Consider the following 21,710-nt stretch of genomic DNA (forward strand, 5'->3'; position numbering starts at 1 on the left):
GGACATGCTCCCTATACTTCCTATATATGTTTGTTAGCCTAAAAATGTATATTTGAATTCTCTTTTACCTGTTAAGGCAAAACTAACTAGATTGTTCAATTCATCCTTTGATCTAGTAGTTTGTGTATATCCTTTTGCTTCTTTAAATGTGTTTCTCAAAGTAAACTGTTGAGCAGGTAACTCAATGGGAAAATCAAAAAACCCCTGCAACTCTGCAAGGGGTAACTCTGTTTGAAGGTATCCTTCTCTATTCAATTGTATTTTTGCTTTTGTATTAAATTTTCGTTGTAGATTAAAATATTCACTCTTAGTCGTTTGGTTTAGTAGGTCTACTAATTCATCAAAGCCCAACAATTGCAAATATTGATTGTGGATACTTTTAAATGAGTCATTGTAATGCCCTAAGAATGAACTATCTACGCAAAGTAATAGCATTTTCCCTTCCTTAGTTTTTGGTAATGGTAAACCATAAAAACTCCACATCGTTAAGGCGGTACTCATTGCATATTTCTTTGTATAATTCCCACTATGAACCTTTAACAAGGCATTTATATTGGCTGTTTGTGGATTAACATAATCATTTTCATTAATTCTAACTACATGATTACACCATGATTTCCCCTTATGTAAAGCAAGGTCAATTCCTATCGCCTTTCTTTTATCCTCTCTATCTGCAACAAATATTTTGTTAAAATTGTAGAAATAATTAATTTCATTCCCTTTAACATACTTTTCTATTGCACAACCTAATAAAGAGTCAAAATCATCTGTTAACATTAATGTATTTTGATTACGTTCCATATCAGAACACCACTGTGGGAATTTATCCTTTAATATTGCTTTCATTTTGTAATAGCGAAAGTTTAAACTCTCCTACTACCTTCTCATGGCAAAACCCTCTGACAACAATATTGTGGTATGTCGTCTATGACTCTAACCAACGTAAAATTACGCTCGTTAGATTCCTCCTTTTAATCCTCAGTAAAAATTTTATTAATTAATTGTTTATAATTAATATACTGAAACTAAAAGAAGGAGTAGTCATAACGAATTACTATAACTCTCACTTTTTCACCTCTACTTTCCTTTGATTTTTTGTGTGATTAATTTCTATCTATATATTTTCTGTATAGTTCTATTTTTGGTTTTGACATTCCACAATCTCCTGTCTCATATCTACTTATGAGTGATTGGGAACATCCTATGTATTTGGCTATCTTTTGCATGGATATTTTCTTTTGCCTACGTTTTAAAAAATACACATCCTTAATATTCATACTTTTTCTCCCTTTTAGATTAAATAAAAAAGGAGTAGACAATTTGCCTACCCCTTCACTATGTATGATTATGCTACTGTTACAACTGCTACACCTTTTGGTGAACCTACTTTAAGAGTTGCTTCAGCAATAACTTGACCTTTTACATTGTCACCAGTTTTTGCTAATGGCTCAAAGTGTGGCTCACGTAGGTATGCTAGATCAACGTAAGAATCATTGAATACTACCATTTTGTCAGCAGGAACATGTTTAGATAGTACAAAATGTACTGTTCCATAGTTTGTGTTAATGCTGTCCACTAATAGACCAAAGTTAGTTGTTACGTGAGAGTATCCATAACGGTCTTTGTAGATAGCATCAATTTGCTCTTTAATATCAGCATTAACGAAAGCATATACTGTTCCTTCTGCTAAATCTTGATTCCAAAGGTTACGCATAACTTCTTTTACTGTATCTTCTGTTACAGCACCAGTCGCAGATACAGCATTAGTAGCGTCTGCAAATTCAATTAATCCGCTTAATTGACGTTTAAATGGTGTTACAGAACCATCTGCTTTTAATCCATTGATGAATTTTTTCTCCATGTTAATTTTTAATTCTAGTAAACGGTCATTTACTTCTTCTGCAAATTGAGTAGATTTCATAGCAACTGCTGTTCCAGAAATACTTGCACCTTTTTTAAAGATTTCTAAAATGTTGCTTAATTCTGCTCTAGCAGTTTCATAAAATACAATTTCCTCTGAACCTTCAACCGCAGATAAATCTTCTGCATTATCAAGTGTTTTTGCTCTCCATGTATATACAGTAGATAGGGCTTTCTCAACGTTTCCTTTTGCCATTAACATAGATGTGAAAGGAGTTGCTTGTACTCCAATTAATGCGATTTCCTTAGCAAGTGAAATTTGTTCCAAGTTAGTAAAATTAGATGATTTAAACATTAATAATCATTCTCCTTATAATTGTTTTAGTTAAATAGTTTGCTAAATTTTGAAGCAATCATGCCTTTTGTATCCTTTTTGGATTCAAATGCACTATATTCTGATTGTTTGTTATGGTCATTAGGCACATAACCCATTGACACTTTTAATTCATTTACAAATGTGTTTAGAGTTTCAATAACTCCTGTTAATTCTTCTTCATTGCTAACTTTCACAATGGAAGCAAAACTTTCTAACCCATTTTCTTTTAGTGAAAGAGAAACTTCTTTATTCCACAATTCTTCCTGTTTAGCAGCCATTAATTTTTCTGCTTCGGATACTTCTTTTGGCTTGTATTGAAGCAAATCATCTCTTTCAGCAACAATTGGATTTAATTCTTGTTCTTTCCAATCATTTTTTGCTGTTTCTAATGCTTCGTTTAATTGCTCTTGTGTATATGTAATTTCTTCAGCCATGCTTTCACCTCCTTAAAATTAATTAAATTTGACATTAACCTTTCCTCTTGCAAGGATAGGCTTATCATTATGTAGCCCTCCAAACTCGAAAATAAAATAGTCGAGAATATCATCGGGTATAATGTAGTCATAAAAATAGACACCGATATTTTCTTTATCGCTGTCTGTGATTGGTATTTCTTCTATTTGATTGTTTTGCTTATCATAAATCGTTAATTTAATATCATTGGGATTAACTACTTGTCCTGTAAAAGTTTTAAACTGAACTCTTAATCTAACTGTATCCCCTACAAATGCCATTATTCTATCACCTCCACAATAGATGGATTCTCTATTGCATTTACATTTGTCATATTAAGTGTATAAGAAGCCATAGAATGGTTCTCTAGGACGTTTAAATAAGCGTTATATATATTTGTATTAAGTGGATATAAAACGTCTGTACGGGCTTGTATAGGCTTAATATAGGATAGTAATTCTTCTATCTTTTTGCTTGTTCTGTATACGTTAGAATTAATTGGTAAAATATACGTATTTACATTTTGAGTGCTATTTCTAACTGTTCTGTTAGATTTTAAGACACTTGTATACAACGATAAGGAATAAGTCGATACATTCCTTTCAGTTCGTTTTTCCTTATTCAAATAGGCGTTTATTCGGCTTAGAATTGATTCTGTGGACTTAGAAACCTTCTTATTGATGTTGGTAGTAGAAATGATAGGTAGAATATTGCTAGTAAGAGAAATACTTACGACCTTAGGTGGTGCTACAGGTAATCCAAACACTTGTAAATATGGATAATCATTATTAAATCCCCAAACAGATGTAAAATCCCATCCAACATATGTAGATTGAGTTTTCATTTCTGCTGTTGTTTTACCCGTTCCACCTTGCGAATAGGTTAAACCACTAGATTGTATATCCCAATACGAATTAATAACAGTAATTGCAATTGCATTTCCAATTAATCCGCCTGCTGGGTATGCTGTTCCTATTTCTGTATGTGTTGCTATTCCAGTTGAATAACAATTTTCAACAATACTGTTTACACTTGTAGAATAGCCTACTAATCCCCCTACCCTTGCAAACCCTGTAACATTTACATTTGCATAGGAGTTTTTAATAGTGCCATATGGGAATTGTCCTACTAAGCCACCGACCATATACTTACCTTGCAATGTACCAGATGCATAGCAATTTTCTATTGTCCCATGGTTAAGCGCTCCTACAATCGAGCCACACCAGTTTGAAACTGTTCCACCAGATATATTGCAGTTTTCTAACCCTAAATTTCTAATATATGATGAGTCATTTGCAATGCTTCCGAACAATCCTACACAACCATTTGTCTCATTGATAGTAAGATTTTTAATTTTATAGCCTTTCCCATCAAGATAACCTCTAAAATATGGAGAACTTTTGCCAATGGAAGCAAAATTACCAAAACTAGACATATCAATATCATTTGCTAACTCATAGTAGGCTGTAAGGTTATTTCTAATAGCGTTTAAATCCTGTGGAGTAGATACGATGTAAGGATTACTTTGTGTTCCTGCTCCTAACATTGAGCATCAACTCCTAAACTACTTGCGGTACTTGTATAGAATGAATAACCGTTAATTCGTCTTGATCTGATTCAATTGTAAATGGTGTAAAAGTTTCAACGCTATAAGCACTTCCACCTGTAACCACTTTAAATATGGCACTTTTAGCAAATGTAGTAGGAGTATTAATATCTGCATCAGAACCCTTTACAACTACTTGTAATTTTAATGTTTGGTCATTGACTGCGTGACTCCATGTCACTCTATTGTCAGAAGGTGACAACCTAATAATCGCTACTCCACTTTCGTCTTGTAATTCGATATATTTCCATTGAGATTGAATATAATCTCGTAAATCTTGATATGCTGCACTTGTTATTTCAGCCATCATTTAACCTCCTTTAATTGTGATATTTGAGTTTCCAATCGTTCTAGCGATTGTACTATTCGATCTTGTGCTTCATTTTGTTTTTCGATTTGTGTAGTTAATCTGCTTTCTCTTTCGCGGCTGTCTTTTTGTTGATTTACTAATAGCCATATAAACAATACTGCAAATATCCCATTACTAACTAATTGGTCAATTGGAATAGATGTTAAATCCATTTGTCAACACCTCCTGTATATGATATTAAAATTAATAGTTAAAATTATGAGTAAAAAAAAGGAGAGAGTGCCTATGTGTTTATAAGCACCCCCTCAATAAAAAAGGAAGGTAAAAGTCAAAAAGTGACTTTGAAGTAAGATACTTCATTCATTATCATATTGGAATGGTAGTCAATGAAATGTCTTAGTTGTATTCCTATTCAAATAGTACAGAATTTCCGAAAGTGTTAGAAAGATAGATATATCAAGGGCTTAAGCATTTCTCTAATTTATAATCACTTATTTTCCTTCCTTTAAAGGAGATTCTTCAATTTTATAAATTATGTACTTAAAGTCTAGTAATATCAACGGTTTCAGCGTTTTTGATTCTATCAATATAACTAAAAGTTTATAATTACTGCTTATTTATCAACATTTCCAAACAAACTCAGCGTGACATAGTGTTTCTCCCTTAAATACCATCCATTTTTTATGAAGAATGTTGATATATCAAGGTTTATAGCGGACTTACTTTTTTTGTTAAGGTTACAATCCCTTGTGTATCAAGGGTTGCAAGGTTTTTTCTGAATCGAACACTTTCTTCCTTTAAAGACTATCCATTAAGTCTAAACAAAGGTTAATACACCAACATTTCCTATTATTTATTTTTATAAGAGTATGTATATCAATGGGTTGATTAGTTTCATTTTTATAACGCTTTTTTAAAAGAAAAATTTTATTATGTATCCATACTGATAAATACCATTCTAAACTTGGACATCTATCCATACTGATAAATACCATATTCATTCGCTACCTTATGTTTTGTTCTGTTATCCATACTGATAAATAAGTTTCTATTTCGTCATTTTCTTTGTATTATTTTTAAAAGAAAGGTTTTATCTTATTCTCTTCTATTCCTCTTACAAAAATAGACTCATAGTCTTATAAAGTCAGGCATACCAAGGGATTCAACGTTTTATCGTTTTCTTAACACGTTTTTTCTCTTCTATTCCTCTTACAAATTTAGACTCATTTTTTCATGAACCCTTTAAACTCTAGTGTTCCCAAGGGTTTTCTAAACTAGGACATCATTTTCATTTTCGCTACCATTTCCCCTTGTCCCCCTATACTGATAAATAAATCTCTAAACTTCTACTATTTTTCTTGACTTTGTTTTTATGTTTTTATCAAATGGATTGATTGACAGGAAAACGGCTGGCGAAAGGTTGACTACCTTGTTACAAAGATTAAAAAAAAAATAATCAATGCAACAAGATAGACAACTTCAAATGGCATATCATGCTCAGATATCCGTATGTATGAACCCTATTTGTTGTGGATTGCTCCGACAAGTCTACTGTTACAAGTAGCCCTCACAGTTTCACTAAGGGGAATATTCCCTCTAGTTACTTATGACTTGTCCTACTGCGTCTAAATTGACGCACTACCCTTCCTTCGATCAGCGTTTTATGGTGGCTTTCACCATTCAGACACGAACATAAATAGGGAATGTTCATTGTGTCCTATCCTCATTTTTTGCATTGGCTGAGTCACTACCTTTCCAGTTTTGATTTTAGTCATGTTATTGGGCGACCATGACCGGAATTTCCTAAAAAAGACAATAGGAAACTAGACCTTGCAATCTACAATTTTTTTTCGTAGAATGAAGGCAGGGAAATTCCATATTAAGTTATGGGATTTATTTGACAAATTTCTTAGGGTTAGGTGGCTGCAACCATCTAGCCCCATTTCTCTTCATTAGGTACAGAAAAACTTCATGTGCTAGAAACCTAGATATATCAAGGGATTGCCAACTTCTAAACTTTCTTAACAGAAGACTCCCTAAACTACTTCACATTTTATTTAACTCTTGCTTGTAATCCTGCAAATAAACTCCATCCATCAGTAGACATCGTGTTTACTGCTTCATCATAAGTAATTGATATATACTCACCGTCATTTATTACTTCTATTTTAAAACTATCGTTTAGAGTAATTAATTCTCCCACAGGTAAATCTAAATAGGCTTGTCCATCATCTACTATCAATGTTCCATATTGTTTTTGCATTAAGAAAGCATCTATCATATAGATTGATTGTTTAAGGGAATCTGTTAGCATGATTATTTCTCCTTCTGATTAAGTTTTAAGAATTTTTGTATTTCCTCAACTGTCAGACCTAGTTGTTTGGCTTTAAAAATAAGAAGAATCCATTCATTATCTAACTGCTTCATATATCCTCAAAACCTTCCTCAATCTTTTCCATATATCTGTACATAACGCTTTAATATTTCTAATGATTGGTGTCCAGTCATACGTTGCAATACAAACAAGTTTGTTCCTGCTTCTACTTTCAATCGGCAAAATGTCCTTCTAAATGCATGAGGACTGACAGCAACCTCTTTACTTACTCCTGTTTGCAATCCATATTGACGTAATCTATCTTGAATTGCTCTACCTCCCATTGGTTGATTTTCAACGGTAATAAATAGGCTATCATTGTCTAATACTCCACGTTCAGACATATAGGATTTCAATACCACCTTTAAACGTCTTGTAAGGGGTATTCTACGTGCATAGCGATTTTTAGCACGTTGGATATTAATTGCTCCTTTATCATCAAAAGAAACGTCTTGTATACGTAATGAGGTTAATTCTGTCAATCTCATTCCTGTATGAGCAAGGGTAAGCATAATGGCTAAATCACGTAACCCTATAAAAGTAGTCGTATCTGGAGCATCTAATAATTTTTTTAATTGACGCTTAGAAAAAGTTGCTCCCACTTCATGACGTATTCTTAATTGTTGAATATCGTCATATGGGTTTTTGTTGATATAACCTTTTTTTAAGCAAAAGTTAAAGAATGTTCTCCCTGCTCTTATGCGTGAATTAATTGTATTGATTGCACGATTTAAACTTTGTTGATGTTCAATGAAGTTTTCAATATGTTTAGTTTTTATTTGACGTAAATCATCTATTGGAACATCAATATCAACAAAACTTCTTCTTGTTTGCTTCAATTCTTTGTCATAAAACTTAACCGTATCAATGGATAAACCTTTAATTTTACAATGCTTTAAAAATTCATCTACTGCATTTTGATAATTTGAGGAAGTAATTTTTTCATTTGAGATATTTTTTAGTGTTTGTTTTACAGTGGAGTTTGTGACATCTTTTCTTCTTTTGATTGGAAAAACCCCCTTTACTATTTAGTTAGGAGGTATTGGAATGCGTGGTACTATTCGTGGTATTTTTAAAGTGAAAAAACCATAAAAAAATAGTGCTTCCACGATTAAAAAATTCGCAGAAACACTATAATGTCAAGACTTTTATTAGCGCCCTCGGAGGGAATCGAACCCCCATTTTAAGAACCGGAATCTTACGTGCTATCCGTTGCACCACGAGGGCATAATAAAAATAAAGTACTGTAACATGAAAGTTACGCCTTCATATTATAAGCGAAGTTCCCTTTTTATGCAATAGACGATGTTTAAAAAAAGGAGCAATGGGTATCATGGAGAAAGGATTGTAGACGAAATAAAAGAATGGTTATTATTAATAGCCTTATATCTCTCCCATCTCTAAAAAAGATGTCGAATGATATTTTGGGTTATTCAAGCTTTAATGTTTGACCTTAATTGACCATCCGTGTATCATTAGGAATACATACAGTTTGGATGTTTTTCATCTTACTGAAGAAACAAATACTTATGCTTTTCGAACAGATTATTAAAAAGGAGGATTTTAAATGAATTTAATTCCTACAGTTATTGAGCAAACAAATAGAGGAGAACGTGCTTACGATATCTACTCTCGTTTATTAAAAGACCGTATTATCATGCTTGGTAGTGCTATCGATGATAATGTAGCTAACTCTATCGTATCCCAGCTTTTATTTTTAGAAACAGAAAATCCTGAAAAAGATGTATCTATTTATATCAACAGCCCAGGTGGAAGCATTACTGCTGGAATGGCCATTTTTGATACTATGCAATATATTAAGCCAGATGTTCAAACAATCTGTATAGGTATGGCTGCTTCTATGGGTGCATTCTTACTTGCTGCTGGTGCAAAAGGCAAGCGTTATGCCTTACCAAATAGTGAAGTAATGATTCACCAACCACTTGGTGGAGCACAAGGTCAAGCAACTGAAATTGAGATTGCTGCGAAACGCATCTTATTCTTACGTGATAAATTAAACGGTATTTTATCTGAGCGTACAGGTCAACCAATTGATGTGATTGCAAGAGATACAGAACGCGATAACTTTATGACTGCTGATGTTGCTAAAGAATATGGTTTAGTTGACCATGTTATCAGCCGCAATTCTCTTGAAGACAAAAAAAATAAATAAAACATCACTTAATCATTAGAAAAAGACTGTTTTCTAAAGAATTGTTGTTTTTCAATCGAAAAAACAATTAGTTGAAAAAATGGAGCAGCCGGAATACACGTAGACTCCTGTGGGATTAGCGAGACAGTCTGAGACCCCGGAGGCGAAGCTGAGGAGGCTCAGCGCGAGCCCCACGGAAAGCGAAGTGTATTCCGGCTGCGGGTAATCGCAACAAACTTTACGAAAACAGCCTTAAAAAAAAAGACTGTTTCAAACAAAGGTCTTAGATTTTTATAGGTAATGAACCACTCAGAATAGATGGATATTACCTCTAAAATCCTCCTCTTTGGAACAGTCTTTTTTATATTTTATAAAAAATTCACTTTAGCAACCCTTTTAAATTCTGAAGCGCTTCCACTTCATCACTACCATCAACAATTAATTTTATTGTTGCCCCAGAATTAATGGCTAATCCCATTATCCCCATTATACTTTTTGCATTTACTCTCCTTCCGTCCTTTTCAATAAATACTTCTGATAAATAATTGCTAGCCTCTTGTACAAATAAAGCTGCAGGTCGCGCTTGTAGACCTGATTTTAAATCTACAGTAATTTCTTGTTCCACCATTGAACATCCTCCCCTTCATCAAAATAGTAATATATCTATTATACAAGGAAAATGAGTTTTTTGCTGTATTCAGAGAGAAGAATATTCAGTTTAGATGAATTTTTCTGATAATAAAGTTTAGGTAGCAATAAAAAATGGATAATATATACCCTTGTCTTGATATATTATCCATTCCAATTATTTTACTGCTTCTCCACGACGAAGAGCATCTGCAATTTCATCAATTTTTCTTAACCGATGATTTATACCGGATTTGCTAATATTACCAGAAGATACCATTTCACCTAATTCTTTTAACGTAACATCTTGATAAGCTACGCGAAGTTCTGCAATTTCTCTAAGTTTATCAGGTAAAATTTGTAACCCAACCGTTTTATCAATATAACGGATATTCTCGACTTGCCTTAATGCTGCTCCAATTGTTTTATTTAAATTGGCCGTTTCGCAATTAACTAATCGATTTACTGAATTTCTCATATCTCTAACAATTCGAATGTCTTCGAAACGTAGAAGCGCTCCATGCGCACCAATAATATTAAGAAATTCGGTTATTTTTTCTGCTTCTTTTAAATAAGCAATAAACCCTTTTTTTCTTTCTAACGTCTTACTTTTTAACCCAAATGTATTCATTAAATCACTAAGTGCATTGATATGTTCTTTGTATAAAGAAGCAATTTCTAAATGGTATGAAGATGTTTCTGGATTGTTTACAGAGCCACCAGCTAAAAAGGCCCCTCTTAAATAGGATCGTTTACAACATTTTTTCTTAATTAACTCTGGAGAGATTTCATGAGTAAACACGAAACCTTCTTTAAGAATACTTAGCTCCTCCAGCACTTCTTTACCATGATTGGAAATACGCACTATATAAACATTGTTCTTTTTCAAGCGCATCTTTTTGCGAACTAATAATTCAACTGGTATATCAAAATACCTTTTTATTAGGGTGTAAATTCTTCTTGCAATAGCCGCATTCTCTGTCTGTATATTCACAACTAGCCTCTGGTTGGAAAAGGAAAGTGTCCCGTTCATTTGAATCAGTGCTGATAATTCTGCTTTTCCACAGCAATTTTTGGCTTCAATTGTTGTTAATTCTTTTTTTGTTTCTGAAGCAAAAGACATATCCTTCCCCCCTTATAGAAAAAAGCAGGTGTTCTTCTTAAATATATTTCTTTAAATGAAATCCGTTGCTTTTAGACAGTTATTAACTTGATTTCCTGTAAATATCCTTTGTCTAAAAAGCCATTCTTTCTTCAATCAATAATGGAATAAAGAATCTTCGCCACTTCTACTGTATTATGGCGAATAACACCTTGATCAAGCTTGATGATATCACCTGCTATTACATCGAGATCCATTCGTTCAAGCCGATTTATATCAAAAACCACAGGCTTTGCTTTTTCTTCATCATATCTTTGTTGTACATTTGCAGGTATGTTCGTTTTGTTCACGATAATAGTGTCGATAAATGGTTTTTCTACATGCTCATATAACGCCTTCACATGATCACTTGCCGTATAATCGGATGTTTCTCCTGCCTGTGTCATAATATTGCATACATATACTTTTTTTGCTTTCGCTTCTCGGACTGCCTCTTTGATTTCTGGGACTACCAAATTTGGCAAGATACTAGTATATAAGCTTCCAGGTCCAATTACAATTAAATCTGCTTGCTCGATAGCATGAATGGTTTCAGGAAGTGGTGCAGAGTCCTCTGGGGTTAGAAAAACTTTGTTTATTCTCTTCCCAACCTTCGGAATACTGGATTCTCCTACCACAACCGTTCCATCCTCCATTAATGCATTTAAAATAACACTATGACTAGTTGCAGGTAATACTTTACCACGAACATTCAGTACTTTGCTCATTTCTTGAATCGCATAGGTAAAATTACCAGTAATGGAAGTCATGGCAGCTAAGATCAAATTACCTAATGAATGTCCATCTAAGTCTTTACTATTTGTAAATCGATGCTGAAACATTTCCTCCACTAAGGGCTCTACATCGGATAATGCCGCTAACACATTGCGAACATCTCCAGGAGCAGGGATATCAAGATCCTCTCTTAGTCTTCCAGAGCTTCCTCCATCATCGGCTACTGTTACTATTGCCGTAATGTCTACTGGATATTTTTTTAGTCCACGTAGAAGCACAGAAAGGCCAGTTCCTCCTCCGATGATTACTATTCTTGGCTGTTCCTTTTCACTCATGCCTGTTGGTCCTTTCTCCTCTCCATATCACGGTGAGCAATAGCAATATTATATTCTTTTTCAAAGTGATGGCCGATATATTCAGCTAATGCAACAGACCGATGCTGTCCCCCAGTACAGCCAATTGCAATAACAAGCTGTGATTTTCCTTCTCTCTTATATTGAGGCAACATAAATGTTAGTAAATCAATTACCTTTTCTAAAAATTGGCCTGTCTCTGTCCATTTCAACACATAACTGGATACCTCGACATCTAACCCAGTTTTTGGTCTCATATGCTCAACGTAATGAGGGTTTGGTAAAAAACGCACATCAAATACTAAATCTGCATCAATAGGAAGTCCATGCTTAAATCCAAAACTCATCACATTTACAGTAAAGATGGATTGTTTATTAACAGAGAATTCTTTTAAAATCTTTTCTCTAAGTTCTCTAGGAGAGCTTTGAGATGTATTATAAATAATTTGCGCTCTTCCTTTGAGCTCTTCTAACATTTCTCGTTCCAATTTAATTCCTTCTAAAGGAAGTCCAGATGGTGCAAGGGGATGAACTCTTCTAGTCTCCTTATATCTTCTAACTAGGGCGCTGTCATCAGCATCTAGAAAAAGGATTTTCGGTACAACCCAGGAAGTTGCTAAATCATCTAGTGCAGCGAATAAATCATCAAAAAATTCTCTGCCCCGTAAATCCATCCCAAGAGCAACCTTATTCATCTTATTCTCCGACTCTTTCATAAGTTCAAGAAACTTAGGTAAAAGTGTAGGCGGTAAATTATCTACACAAAAAAATCCTAAGTCTTCAAAGCTTTGGATAACGACTGTTTTTCCCGCTCCTGACATTCCTGTGATGATTACGACTTGTGGTTCACTTGCACTCATTTTAATTCCCCCTAATAAATCTTTAGCTTGGATCTAATCGGTAACTAATTAATTCGAAATCTGGTGTATAAGTAAAGGTTCCATAGATAATTCCATTACCATGGATCATGTAATCTAAAATATGATAATCGCCTTCAGCCATCGGCAAGTTTTTCACATCATCTAAATCGTGCCAGACAATTTTCCCTTCAGCTGATTCATCTACATTGACACCATCTGCATTCGTAGAGAAAAAGGTGAACATCATCCACTCCGAAATAATCTTATCTCCATCTTTTATAATAAAGGTAAATATACCTTTGATGTTAGGATTTCTTAAATAAATACCTGTTTCTTCTCTGTATTCGCGAATACAGGAATCTCTCACAGATTCTCCAGGCTCCATTTTCCCGCCAGGTGCTACCCACCAACCACGTCTTGGTTTCTGTAGCAATAAGACTTTATTATCTTTAAGTAACAAACAATTTGTCACACGTTGCAAATTATTCACCCCAATTTTCTCTATATGTAGGCACTGCTTTTAACCATTCCTTTTATTATACTATTATTGTCATGCCCTCACAATAAATTGCCTTTTCCAATTATGGAGGATTCTTTATTCATTACAGAGAATAATTTAGATAATCTATAGAATAAGGATGTGGGTTTTCTTGTATGTTAATCTTGTTAAAAAAAGTTTGAAGTTAAGAAAATTAGAAGCACTCTTAAAACGCGGAGATAAATATTCGGCCATCCAAAAAGATGTTTCTATTCATTTGCGCGGCTATAAAGGAGAAAAGGAACTAACCTATTATCTCGATTTTATCCCAGATAAAGAATGCTTTATTATTCATAATCTTCGTTTATATGATGGGAAATCTTATTTTCAAATAGACTATCTCTTACTGACACATTTCTTTTTTATTATTATTGATTGTAAAAACTATTTAGGCACATTACTATTTGATACAACCTTAAACCAATTTACCCGAATTCGAAATAATCAAGAAGAAGGCTACTTGGATCCAATCTCTCAAGTAAAAAGATTAAAGCGGCAATTAGAATCTTTCTTACGAAAAAGCCACTTTACTATTCCTCCTATTGAACCCATCGTTATTATTTCCAAACCGTCTACTATCATAAAAGGAAATCCCTCGATAAAAAGTCATGTTCTCCACAGCCATAGTTTTCTTGAAAAATGGGATCAATTACAAAGAAAATATAAAGGAAATGTTCTAGATGAAAAGAGCCTTCGTAAAATCTCCAAATTTCTCCGCAAGCATCATAGTCCTGATAATACTAATGTATTGGAAAAATACAATATAAGCAAAAAGGATATTATAACAGGTGTTCAGTGCCCTCACTGCAAAGCATTTGCGATGATTAGAAAAAAGCGTAACTGGTTTTGTCCATCCTGTTCCACATTTGATAAAAAAGCCCATATAAAAGCAGTGGAAGATTATTTCCTTTTAATCAAACCTTCTATTACTAGTAAGGAATTTCGTGAATTTGTCCATATTTCTTCCAAAGATACGGCTAATCGACTTCTTGTTTCGATGAAATTACCTTATACAGGTGAAAATCGAGGAAGAATTTATTACCCGACAAAAGATTTTTTGGAATGAAATAAAAGTCCTGAATCCGTGACGTAATTAATAATAAATGTGCCCACAAAGTCTGATATAATAATGTTATCAGCTGATTTATGTTGATAATTTTATTTCACCAGGCAGGTGTTGAAATTGGTTAAGTTTATTTTAGAAGATTCCGATGATACATTAACGACCCATTCGGGTCTAGGTTTAATAGGTTTGCTTTTATCAAAAACAAAATTTTACAAACGTTTTTCATCCTTAAAGGTCCCAGAAATCAAGTCGTCTCCGGCCATTCTTAATGGGGATGTTACCACTTCTTATGTGGGTCTATTGTGCCAAGGTAAGAATGATTTCGACCATATCGAAGAATTTCGAGATGATCCCTTCTTTTATCGTGCATTGGATATTCAAGTGGTTCCATCAAGTCCCACACTACGGCAACGACTCGATCAAATTGCCAAGGTGACTGGATGGAAATCCATTGTTCTGGAAGAATCGGCTAAACTAATACGGCAATTTGATTCTCCTGTCACTCCAACAATTACTAGTGACAAAAAATCATACGTACCTCTGGATATTGATGTATCGCCATTTGATAACTCAAATACTAAGAAAGAAGGGGTTAGTCGCACATACAAAGGATGTGACGGGTATTCCCCTAACTTCTCCTATTTGGGTCAAGAAGGCTACGTTGTAAATGTGGAACTTCGGGAGGGAAGCACACACGTTCAAAAGGATACTGAGAAATTTCTCGAGAAAAGTATTATATATTCTCGGATGATTACTGATCTATCGTTATTGGTCCGTATGGATGCAGGAAACGATAGTGTCGAAAACCTAAAAGTTTGTGTGAATGAAAAGGCCGATTTCATAATTAAACGAAATCCTCGCCGTGAAAAGCCTGAAAACTGGCTCATGGTAGCTGAACAATTCGGTAAATGCGTTCAGGAGCGAGAAGGAAAACGTGTATTCTATGGTGCTTTAGAAACAACTCCAAAGGGAATGAAAAAAGCCATTCGCCAAGTCTATAAAGTAACAGAAAGAACGATTGATAAAAACGGCCAAATCCTCTTAATCCCAGATGTTGAGTTTGAGAGCTATTGGACTACCCTACCTAATGAAACAGAGGAAATAATTAGCCTTTATCACGAACATGCCACTTGTGAACAATTCCACAGTGAATTAAAAACGGATTTAGACCTAGAACGTTTCCCTTCTGGGAAATTTGCCACCAATGAATTAATCTTACATCTTGGATGTTTAACCTACAATCTCCTTCGGATTATTGGCCAAGAAAGCCTGAAATCAGGGGATGCGCCGCTTAAAAGAAAGGTCTTCCGTCGCCGAGTAAAAACGGTTATCCAGAATTTGATTACATTAGCTGCAAAATTGGTAAAGCATTCCCGAAGAATTTACTTAAAGTTTGGAAATCATAGTCCTTGGTTTCCTACTTTTAAACGACTGTATCTTTCATTTACAACATAAGCCTAGGAAACTGAATAGGTAATAAGACCTGAAAAAAATTATAGGTAAGCAGGTTTTATTTAGTGTACACAAAAAACAATCAATCCAACTTAAATTAGTACGAATGGCAAGAAAATAAGGAATTCCTAAAATTATCGGAAGAATTATTTTTTATCACGGATTCAGGAAAGTATTTACGTCATTTAACACTATATTCGCGAAATTCCCTCTAAAATTCTTGAAAAAAACAAAGTATTCGCTAAAACATACCAGTTATTCGCGAAAAATAATGCTTATCAGCCAAAACAAAAATCTGGTCACATCCACAAAAAAAGGCATAGGCTCCATGTTGGGCCTATGCAAAAAATATATCTTAAAAGGGGGTCAATTTCTACTTATATGATACCCCAAATATGTTTCACTACTGTTACATTCCAATTAAAACGGAATGACACTTTTAATACGCTTCTTTTAATGACTCTGCTAACTCTTCTACATAGTGCTGAGCACTTTGCGCAGCGATACTTCCATCACCTGTTGCGGTAACAATTTGACGGAGTGTTTTTTCACGAATGTCACCAGCTGCAAAGATGCCAGGAACCTTTGTTTCCATTTGATCATTCGTTTCAATATATCCATTTTCATTTGTAATTCCTAAGCTTTCAAACGGCTTAGACAGTGGAACCATGCCAATGTAGATAAACACGCCATCTGCTTCAAATTCCCGCTCTGTTTGATCCACTGTAGAAACAAGTGTCACACTACCGACTTTTCCATCTTTTTCATTGATTGACTTAATGGTATGGTTCCAAATAAAGTCTACTTTTTCATTATCAAATGCTCTTTTTTGAAGAATTTTTTGTGCTCTCAATTCGTCACGGCGATGTACAATGGTAACTTGGGAAGCAAAGCGAGTTAAATATACACCTTCTTCTACGGCTGAATCGCCACCCCCAATTACGAATAAACGCTTGTTTTTAAAGAACGCACCATCACAAACAGCACAATAAGATACGCCGCGTCCACCTAATTCTTTTTCACCTGGAACTCCGACTTTTTTATATTCCGCACCCGTAGAAATAATAATGGATCTTGCTTTAAATTCTTTTGAACCAGCTTTTACTATTTTATATTCTTTTCCATCCACTATTTCTTTAATATCGCCATATGCGTATTCAGCACCGAATTTTTTTGCATGATTAAACATTTTATTAGATAAATCTGGACCTAAAATACTTTCAAATCCAGGAAAGTTCTCTACATCTTCTGTATTCGCCATTTGTCCACCTGGTATTCCTCTTTCAATCATTAAAGTAGAAAGATTAGCACGAGATGTATAAACAGCAGCTGTCATTCCAGCTGGGCCAGCCCCAATAATGATAACATCATAAATTTTTTCTTCCGTCATTTCAAAAACTCCCTTTCCATTAACTAACCAATGCATTTATTATACTAAATTAACGCTCATATAAAAGAATTAATGTCCATTTCTTATTATAAGGATGATTATCTATTACTATCCTATAAAACTAATCCCCTATCCGTCCAAAAATCTGCTCAAAGTGGAAAAAGTTATCATAAAGTGAAACTTCCATCAGTGGGGGTTTTCCTTCCTTCCCTACTGATGGTTAGTTGAGCCAATCAGATCTTTATGGACAGTAAGAGTGGGATAAAGGATTATCTATAGCAAATCCCTTAATTTCTTTGCCTCATTTTCTATAATCAATCTCCGTTCTTGTATTTCTTTTTCTTCTTGCAAAAGTTTCTCTAATTGACCTGTAAAAATTTGATAAACTTGACCAATGAGTTGTTTATCCCCACAGTCTACTGCTTCTTTTAAAGAAAAGATTAGCTGGATGTCTTTTAAGGAAAAACCATATTCCTGTAGCTCTTTTACCACTTGAAAATCGAGAATTTCTTTATCGCCATAATCTTTTTTGTTATGAGGTTGCAATAAATTTAATTCTTCATACTGCCGTACCGTTTCTTTTGTTGTATTTAATAACGTTGCGAACTCCCCAATTTTCATTTTCGACTCTCCCTTTTATTGATATAGGGGTTACCCCATCATATTTAATTAGTTTAGGCTGTTTCTTAATTTATTCTATTGAAAAAACAACAATCTTTTAGAAAAATGTCCTAATTCCTAACGTTACTTTTAATGGAGGATATAATATGTTGTTAATTGGAGTGATATCGTCCACTCTAGATGGGGGATTAAGCGGAATGGTGCAAATAAAGGCAAGGGAAATACCGATTTGGTCTGCATTGGGAATGCTTCTTTTCTGTATCATCATTTGTGGTTCTTCCATATTAATATTTAACCATATGGAATTAATCACCCTCCATATCATTAACATCCTTGCAGTAATAAATGGGTTGTATTTATATCGTAAAATAGATGTATCATTAGATTCATTATAACTCTTTTTATCATCTATTTAATTAGTTGACATTAAAAAAAGCAGTCTAGACTCTATACGACTCAGACTGCTTATATATACGTCATCATTTTTAATACATAAGACAGCAAAGATGATGGAATCTTAACTATAGATGGGTTGCATAAAGGATTTCAATGACTTTATATATTTCTGTAAAGTGGTTATAGAAAGCCCATATTGGTCAGCAATTTCTTGCTGTGTCTTTTTCGTCTTCGCCTGATTCCATAAATAGTCAATAGCCGCTGCACTAGCAATGCAATTTTTTAATAACATTCCTGCACTTTGCATTTCCATGATTGCTGAGAACCATAATAAATACAAACTAGTCTCTTCTGTACCAATCGGATGGTAATTTGTATAAATTTGTTCAGCAGTATGATGCGCAACATATAAGTATGGATCCTCAATCTCGTTACCAGTCTTAACAAAGGCTAAATACTCTCTCTCTATTTGCGTAAGAACATTCTTTTGCTGTATTGCAGAAGAAGAAAGAATTTTATCCTTTTGACTAGATACAGAAGTTAAGAAAGTAGCAAACAGTCTTTCCTCTACGTGACTGCTTTCAAACCTTTTCAAAATAGAACTAAGATGCTCTTCAAAACCACTAATCTTATATTCTAAATTGTTCCAAGGCTCTTGCCCTTCTTTCTCAGGATGCTCATCTATTACTTTTTTCCAAGCTTTTTTTGCCGTTTGCTTATTCCCTGTGTAATAAGCTGCATAGGATAACCAATAATAAAAAGAACCGTCTCCTTGAAATCCCTGTTTATAGATTTTCTTCAACCAGAAATAAGCAGTATCATATTCGCCAATTAAAGCAAAAGTAGTGCCAAGTTTAAATTGATGATCTATTGAAATAGGATTGATTTTCTTTAAAATGGCTGCCATTTCTTTGACGTGAGCTTCATTATTTTGGTAATATGCAAATACAAGTTTATTACATAATGCATGTAGGTTTCCAACATTGTTGCTTAATACATGCTCTAAAATCTCACTAGCCTTTTCCGATTGACCAAGGTAGAAATGAGCTAACGCTAAATTATTATAAGCAGACCAATATTCTGGATAATCCTGAATGACCTTCGTTAATACTTCCACAGCTTTTGCAAAGTTGCCAGACTCAAGCAATGATCTTGCCTGCTCTTGTCTCGTAATTAGGTCTTCTTCCTCGTTGGCTTCCTCTTCCTCCAACTCATCCGATTCCAGAGATAAAACCTCCATAAGGTCTTCTGTGTCCTCTACAAACTCTCCGTCTTTATCCAAGCTTAAATATAGTTTTGCATGATAATATGCATCTTTAAAAAATCCCAAATGGGCGTAATTATTCGCTAGGAAATAATAACACTCAACCATATCCTCATCTAATTCTTCGATAATAACATGGAGAAGCTCATTAGATTTTTGATATTCTCCAATATCTGCATATACGACTGCAAGCTGACATGCAATCATTGGTTCTCCCGGTTCTAAAGCCAGTGCTCTTTGCAAATATTTAAGGGATTTATAATAATCTCTTTGATGATATGCCTTAATTCCTTTGTTAAAATAAAATTCGCCTGTAGGATTAAATGTAATAAGTTTACCCACCGGTTGTACTCTATTTGAGTTTTTATTCATAAATCCTCCAATATATATGTTCCCTTTTAAAGCAAGAGTTAAATGCAAGCTAAAATAAATTGTTCCTGTTAACCAAACAAGTATACCATACTATATACAATTCGGAGAAGAGTCAATGCCCTTTTGGGAAAAAAGTGTACGGTTTTAAACAGAATATTTAGCTATCGTTAGAAAAACGGGATGTTATTAGGGAAGAGTATGGAAGCAAAATACTATTGCTTTCACTTATTGAGGATTCTTGATGAGATTAAAGTATTTCTAGCGGCTCGGTGCTCGCTCCTGAAAAGCGAGCACTGACCTCAGATAATAAATTTACCAAGATATAAATTAAATAAATATTCTCCCTTACTTCCCTTGCTTTTCTTCATGACGTGCTTCCAACACCTTTAAAATATCGGAAAATGGCAATTTTTGTTCTCTTAATAAGACAAATAAATGGTAAATCAGATCAGAAGCTTCCCATTTGAGTTCTTCTACATCTCGATTTTTTGCAGCAATAATTACTTCTGCTGCTTCTTCTCCCACTTTCTTTAATATTTTATCTACTCCCTTCTCGAATAAATACGTTGTATATGTATCTTCAGGGCGGTTAATATCTCTTTCTTCTATAATTTTCTCTAGATTTGCGAGAATTTGATAGTCTGAAACATTAGATTCGATTGCTTCCTTATTTTGATAGACACTCTCTACGAAACAGCTGTTGGTTCCATTATGACAAGCTGGTCCATTAGGCTTAACACATACTACTAAAGCATCTTGATCACAATCATATTTAATTTCTACAATTTGCTGTGTATTTCCACTTGTTGCACCTTTATGCCAAAGTTCTTGACGAGAACGGCTATAAAACCATGTCTCCCCTGTTTGCAAAGATTTCTCTAAGGATTCCTTATTCATATAAGCAAGTGTTAGCACTTCTTTCGTAGCAGCATCTTGCACAATAGCAGGAATTAATCCTTTTTCATCATATTTCAATTCCTCTACTTTCATCTAACAAGCACTCCTTTTTCCTTCAAGTATTCTTTTACTTCATGCACGGATGTTTCTTTATAGTGAAAAATAGAGGCAGCTAGTGCAGCATCGGCCATTCCTTCTTTAAATGCTTCTTCAAAATGCTTGGCATTCCCAGCTCCTCCTGAAGCGATTACGGGAACAGAAACCGCCTCACTTACCGCTTTTGTCAAAGCTAGGTTGAAGCCACTTTTCTCTCCATCTGAATCCATACTTGTCAATAATATCTCCCCTGCTCCAAGAGCGACTACTTCTTTTGCCCAAGTAATCACATCTTTATCTACAGGATTCCTACCGCCATGTGTATAAACACGCCATGTGCTGAGCTCTATATCGTATTTAGCATCAATTGCTACTACAATACATTGAGAACCGAAAAAATTGGCCCCCTCTTCAATTAACAAGGGATTTAACACGGCTGCTGTGTTTAAAGATACCTTATCCGCACCTGCCCGAAGAATTTTCTTCATATCCTCTAATGAATGAATGCCTCCCCCAACAGTAAAAGGAATAGCAAGCTGGGAAGCAACTTCCTTTACGACTTCTACCATTGTTTTTCTTCCTTCATGTGAAGCGGAAATATCAAGAAACACGAGTTCATCTGCACCTTGTTCATCATAATAGCGTGCTAATTCAACTGGGTCACCCGCATCCTTTAATTGAACAAATTGGATTCCTTTTACAACACGGCCGTCTTTTACATCCAAACATGGGATGATTCGCTTCGTTAACATTATTAAACCCCCTCTCACC

The 21,710-nt window shown here is 34.4% G+C and carries 25 protein-coding genes and 1 tRNA gene; 4 read left to right on the forward strand and 22 right to left on the reverse strand.

Translation table 11 applies throughout. From position 1 onward, the window contains the following. Positions 1–33: 33 nt before the first annotated feature. From NKG37_RS01355 to NKG37_RS01410, 12 genes are all read right to left on the reverse strand, one after another. Positions 34–846: a hypothetical protein gene (locus NKG37_RS01355; protein ID WP_254415670.1), complete on the reverse strand. Its 813-nt coding sequence runs from the start codon at positions 844–846 to the stop codon at positions 34–36. 257 nt (positions 847–1,103) lie between these two features. Further along, a complete protein-coding gene (locus NKG37_RS01360) occupies positions 1,104–1,277 on the reverse strand; it encodes a helix-turn-helix domain-containing protein (protein WP_254415671.1) in 174 nt (57 codons plus the stop codon). Positions 1,278–1,345: 68 nt separating this feature from the next. Beyond that, positions 1,346–2,215, reverse strand: coding sequence for an SU10 major capsid protein (locus tag NKG37_RS01365; protein ID WP_254415672.1), 870 nt, complete (start codon positions 2,213–2,215; stop codon positions 1,346–1,348). 26 nt (positions 2,216–2,241) lie between these two features. Next, positions 2,242–2,670 carry a hypothetical protein gene (locus NKG37_RS01370; RefSeq protein WP_254415673.1) on the reverse strand — a complete coding sequence of 143 codons (429 nt, stop codon included), beginning with the start codon at positions 2,668–2,670 and terminating at the stop codon, positions 2,242–2,244. A gap of 18 nt (positions 2,671–2,688) precedes the next feature. Beyond that, positions 2,689–2,970 carry a hypothetical protein gene (locus NKG37_RS01375; RefSeq protein WP_254415674.1) on the reverse strand — a complete coding sequence of 94 codons (282 nt, stop codon included), beginning with the start codon at positions 2,968–2,970 and terminating at the stop codon, positions 2,689–2,691. Then, positions 2,970–4,235, reverse strand: coding sequence for a GLUG motif-containing protein (locus NKG37_RS01380; RefSeq protein ID WP_254415675.1), 1,266 nt, complete (start codon positions 4,233–4,235; stop codon positions 2,970–2,972). Before NKG37_RS01380 ends, NKG37_RS01375 begins: the two co-directional genes overlap by 1 nt. 13 nt (positions 4,236–4,248) lie before the next feature. After that, positions 4,249–4,602, reverse strand: coding sequence for a hypothetical protein (locus NKG37_RS01385; RefSeq protein WP_254415676.1), 354 nt, complete (start codon positions 4,600–4,602; stop codon positions 4,249–4,251). Continuing rightward, complete coding sequence (locus tag NKG37_RS01390; protein WP_254415677.1) at positions 4,602–4,817, reverse strand: BhlA/UviB family holin-like peptide; 216 nt, start codon at positions 4,815–4,817, stop codon at positions 4,602–4,604. The genes NKG37_RS01385 and NKG37_RS01390 overlap by 1 nt, the downstream gene beginning before the upstream one ends. 1,841 nt (positions 4,818–6,658) lie before the next feature. Continuing rightward, the gene (locus NKG37_RS01395; protein WP_254415678.1) at positions 6,659–6,919 is read right to left on the reverse strand and encodes a hypothetical protein; all 261 of its coding nucleotides are present in this window, start codon (positions 6,917–6,919) and stop codon (positions 6,659–6,661) included. Positions 6,920–6,921: 2 nt separating this feature from the next. Continuing rightward, positions 6,922–7,032, reverse strand: coding sequence for a DNA-binding anti-repressor SinI (gene sinI, locus NKG37_RS01400; protein ID WP_254415679.1), 111 nt, complete (start codon positions 7,030–7,032; stop codon positions 6,922–6,924). An 18-nt stretch (positions 7,033–7,050) separates the two neighbouring features. Then, positions 7,051–8,007 carry a tyrosine-type recombinase/integrase gene (locus NKG37_RS01405; RefSeq protein WP_367976430.1) on the reverse strand — a complete coding sequence of 319 codons (957 nt, stop codon included), beginning with the start codon at positions 8,005–8,007 and terminating at the stop codon, positions 7,051–7,053. 127 nt (positions 8,008–8,134) lie between these two features. After that, a tRNA-Arg gene (locus NKG37_RS01410) sits at positions 8,135–8,206 on the reverse strand. A gap of 340 nt (positions 8,207–8,546) precedes the next feature. On the opposite strand from NKG37_RS01410, the gene clpP reads away from it, so the two are divergent. Further along, a complete protein-coding gene (clpP, locus tag NKG37_RS01415) occupies positions 8,547–9,152 on the forward strand; it encodes an ATP-dependent Clp endopeptidase proteolytic subunit ClpP (protein ID WP_016203866.1) in 606 nt (201 codons plus the stop codon). Between the two features lie 358 nt (positions 9,153–9,510). Here clpP and NKG37_RS01420 read toward each other — a convergent pair whose 3' ends face one another. The 5 genes from NKG37_RS01420 to NKG37_RS01440 form a co-directional block, all read right to left on the reverse strand. Then, entirely contained in the window at positions 9,511–9,759 is a 249-nt protein-coding gene (locus NKG37_RS01420) for an HPr family phosphocarrier protein (protein WP_016205510.1), read from the reverse strand. 177 nt (positions 9,760–9,936) lie between these two features. Beyond that, a complete protein-coding gene (whiA, locus tag NKG37_RS01425) occupies positions 9,937–10,881 on the reverse strand; it encodes a DNA-binding protein WhiA (RefSeq protein ID WP_169189063.1) in 945 nt (314 codons plus the stop codon). Positions 10,882–11,012: 131 nt separating this feature from the next. Beyond that, positions 11,013–11,969: a gluconeogenesis factor YvcK family protein gene (gene yvcK / locus NKG37_RS01430; protein WP_254415680.1), complete on the reverse strand. Its 957-nt coding sequence runs from the start codon at positions 11,967–11,969 to the stop codon at positions 11,013–11,015. Then, positions 11,966–12,847, reverse strand: a complete 882-nt coding sequence (gene rapZ / locus NKG37_RS01435; protein WP_016203869.1) for an RNase adapter RapZ — start codon at positions 12,845–12,847, stop codon at positions 11,966–11,968. The genes yvcK and rapZ overlap by 4 nt, the downstream gene beginning before the upstream one ends. Before the next feature lie 22 nt (positions 12,848–12,869). Then, on the reverse strand, positions 12,870–13,328 hold the full coding sequence (locus tag NKG37_RS01440; RefSeq protein ID WP_016203870.1) for an NUDIX hydrolase: 459 nt from the start codon (positions 13,326–13,328) through the stop codon (positions 12,870–12,872). 169 nt (positions 13,329–13,497) lie between these two features. On the opposite strand from NKG37_RS01440, the gene NKG37_RS01445 reads away from it, so the two are divergent. Then, positions 13,498–14,451, forward strand: coding sequence for a nuclease-related domain-containing protein (locus NKG37_RS01445; protein WP_169189066.1), 954 nt, complete (start codon positions 13,498–13,500; stop codon positions 14,449–14,451). 111 nt (positions 14,452–14,562) lie between these two features. Further along, positions 14,563–15,906 (forward strand): IS1380 family transposase, encoded by a 1,344-nt coding sequence (locus tag NKG37_RS01450; protein WP_118977697.1) that lies wholly within the window; start codon positions 14,563–14,565, stop codon positions 15,904–15,906. Between the two features lie 436 nt (positions 15,907–16,342). Here NKG37_RS01450 and trxB read toward each other — a convergent pair whose 3' ends face one another. Together trxB and NKG37_RS01460 are read right to left on the reverse strand one after the other, a co-directional pair. Then, positions 16,343–17,293 carry a thioredoxin-disulfide reductase gene (trxB, locus tag NKG37_RS01455; RefSeq protein WP_254415681.1) on the reverse strand — a complete coding sequence of 317 codons (951 nt, stop codon included), beginning with the start codon at positions 17,291–17,293 and terminating at the stop codon, positions 16,343–16,345. A 273-nt stretch (positions 17,294–17,566) separates the two neighbouring features. Continuing rightward, complete coding sequence (locus NKG37_RS01460; protein ID WP_169189068.1) at positions 17,567–17,914, reverse strand: helix-turn-helix domain-containing protein; 348 nt, start codon at positions 17,912–17,914, stop codon at positions 17,567–17,569. Positions 17,915–18,060: 146 nt separating this feature from the next. On the opposite strand from NKG37_RS01460, the gene NKG37_RS01465 reads away from it, so the two are divergent. Further along, entirely contained in the window at positions 18,061–18,309 is a 249-nt protein-coding gene (locus tag NKG37_RS01465) for a hypothetical protein (protein WP_254415682.1), read from the forward strand. Positions 18,310–18,431: 122 nt separating this feature from the next. On the opposite strand, the gene NKG37_RS01470 is transcribed toward NKG37_RS01465, so the two are convergent. The 3 genes from NKG37_RS01470 to hisF form a co-directional block, all read right to left on the reverse strand. Further along, a complete protein-coding gene (locus tag NKG37_RS01470) occupies positions 18,432–19,946 on the reverse strand; it encodes a tetratricopeptide repeat protein (protein WP_169189070.1) in 1,515 nt (504 codons plus the stop codon). Between the two features lie 345 nt (positions 19,947–20,291). Further along, complete coding sequence (gene hisIE, locus NKG37_RS01475; protein WP_016203876.1) at positions 20,292–20,936, reverse strand: bifunctional phosphoribosyl-AMP cyclohydrolase/phosphoribosyl-ATP diphosphatase HisIE; 645 nt, start codon at positions 20,934–20,936, stop codon at positions 20,292–20,294. Then, positions 20,933–21,691, reverse strand: a complete 759-nt coding sequence (gene hisF / locus NKG37_RS01480; protein ID WP_101729270.1) for an imidazole glycerol phosphate synthase subunit HisF — start codon at positions 21,689–21,691, stop codon at positions 20,933–20,935. Before hisF ends, hisIE begins: the two co-directional genes overlap by 4 nt. Positions 21,692–21,710 lie beyond the last annotated feature (19 nt).

Origin of the sequence: Niallia sp. RD1 (assembly GCF_024219955.1) — a bacterium.
Lineage (GTDB): Bacteria > Bacillota > Bacilli > Bacillales > Cytobacillaceae > Niallia > Niallia alba.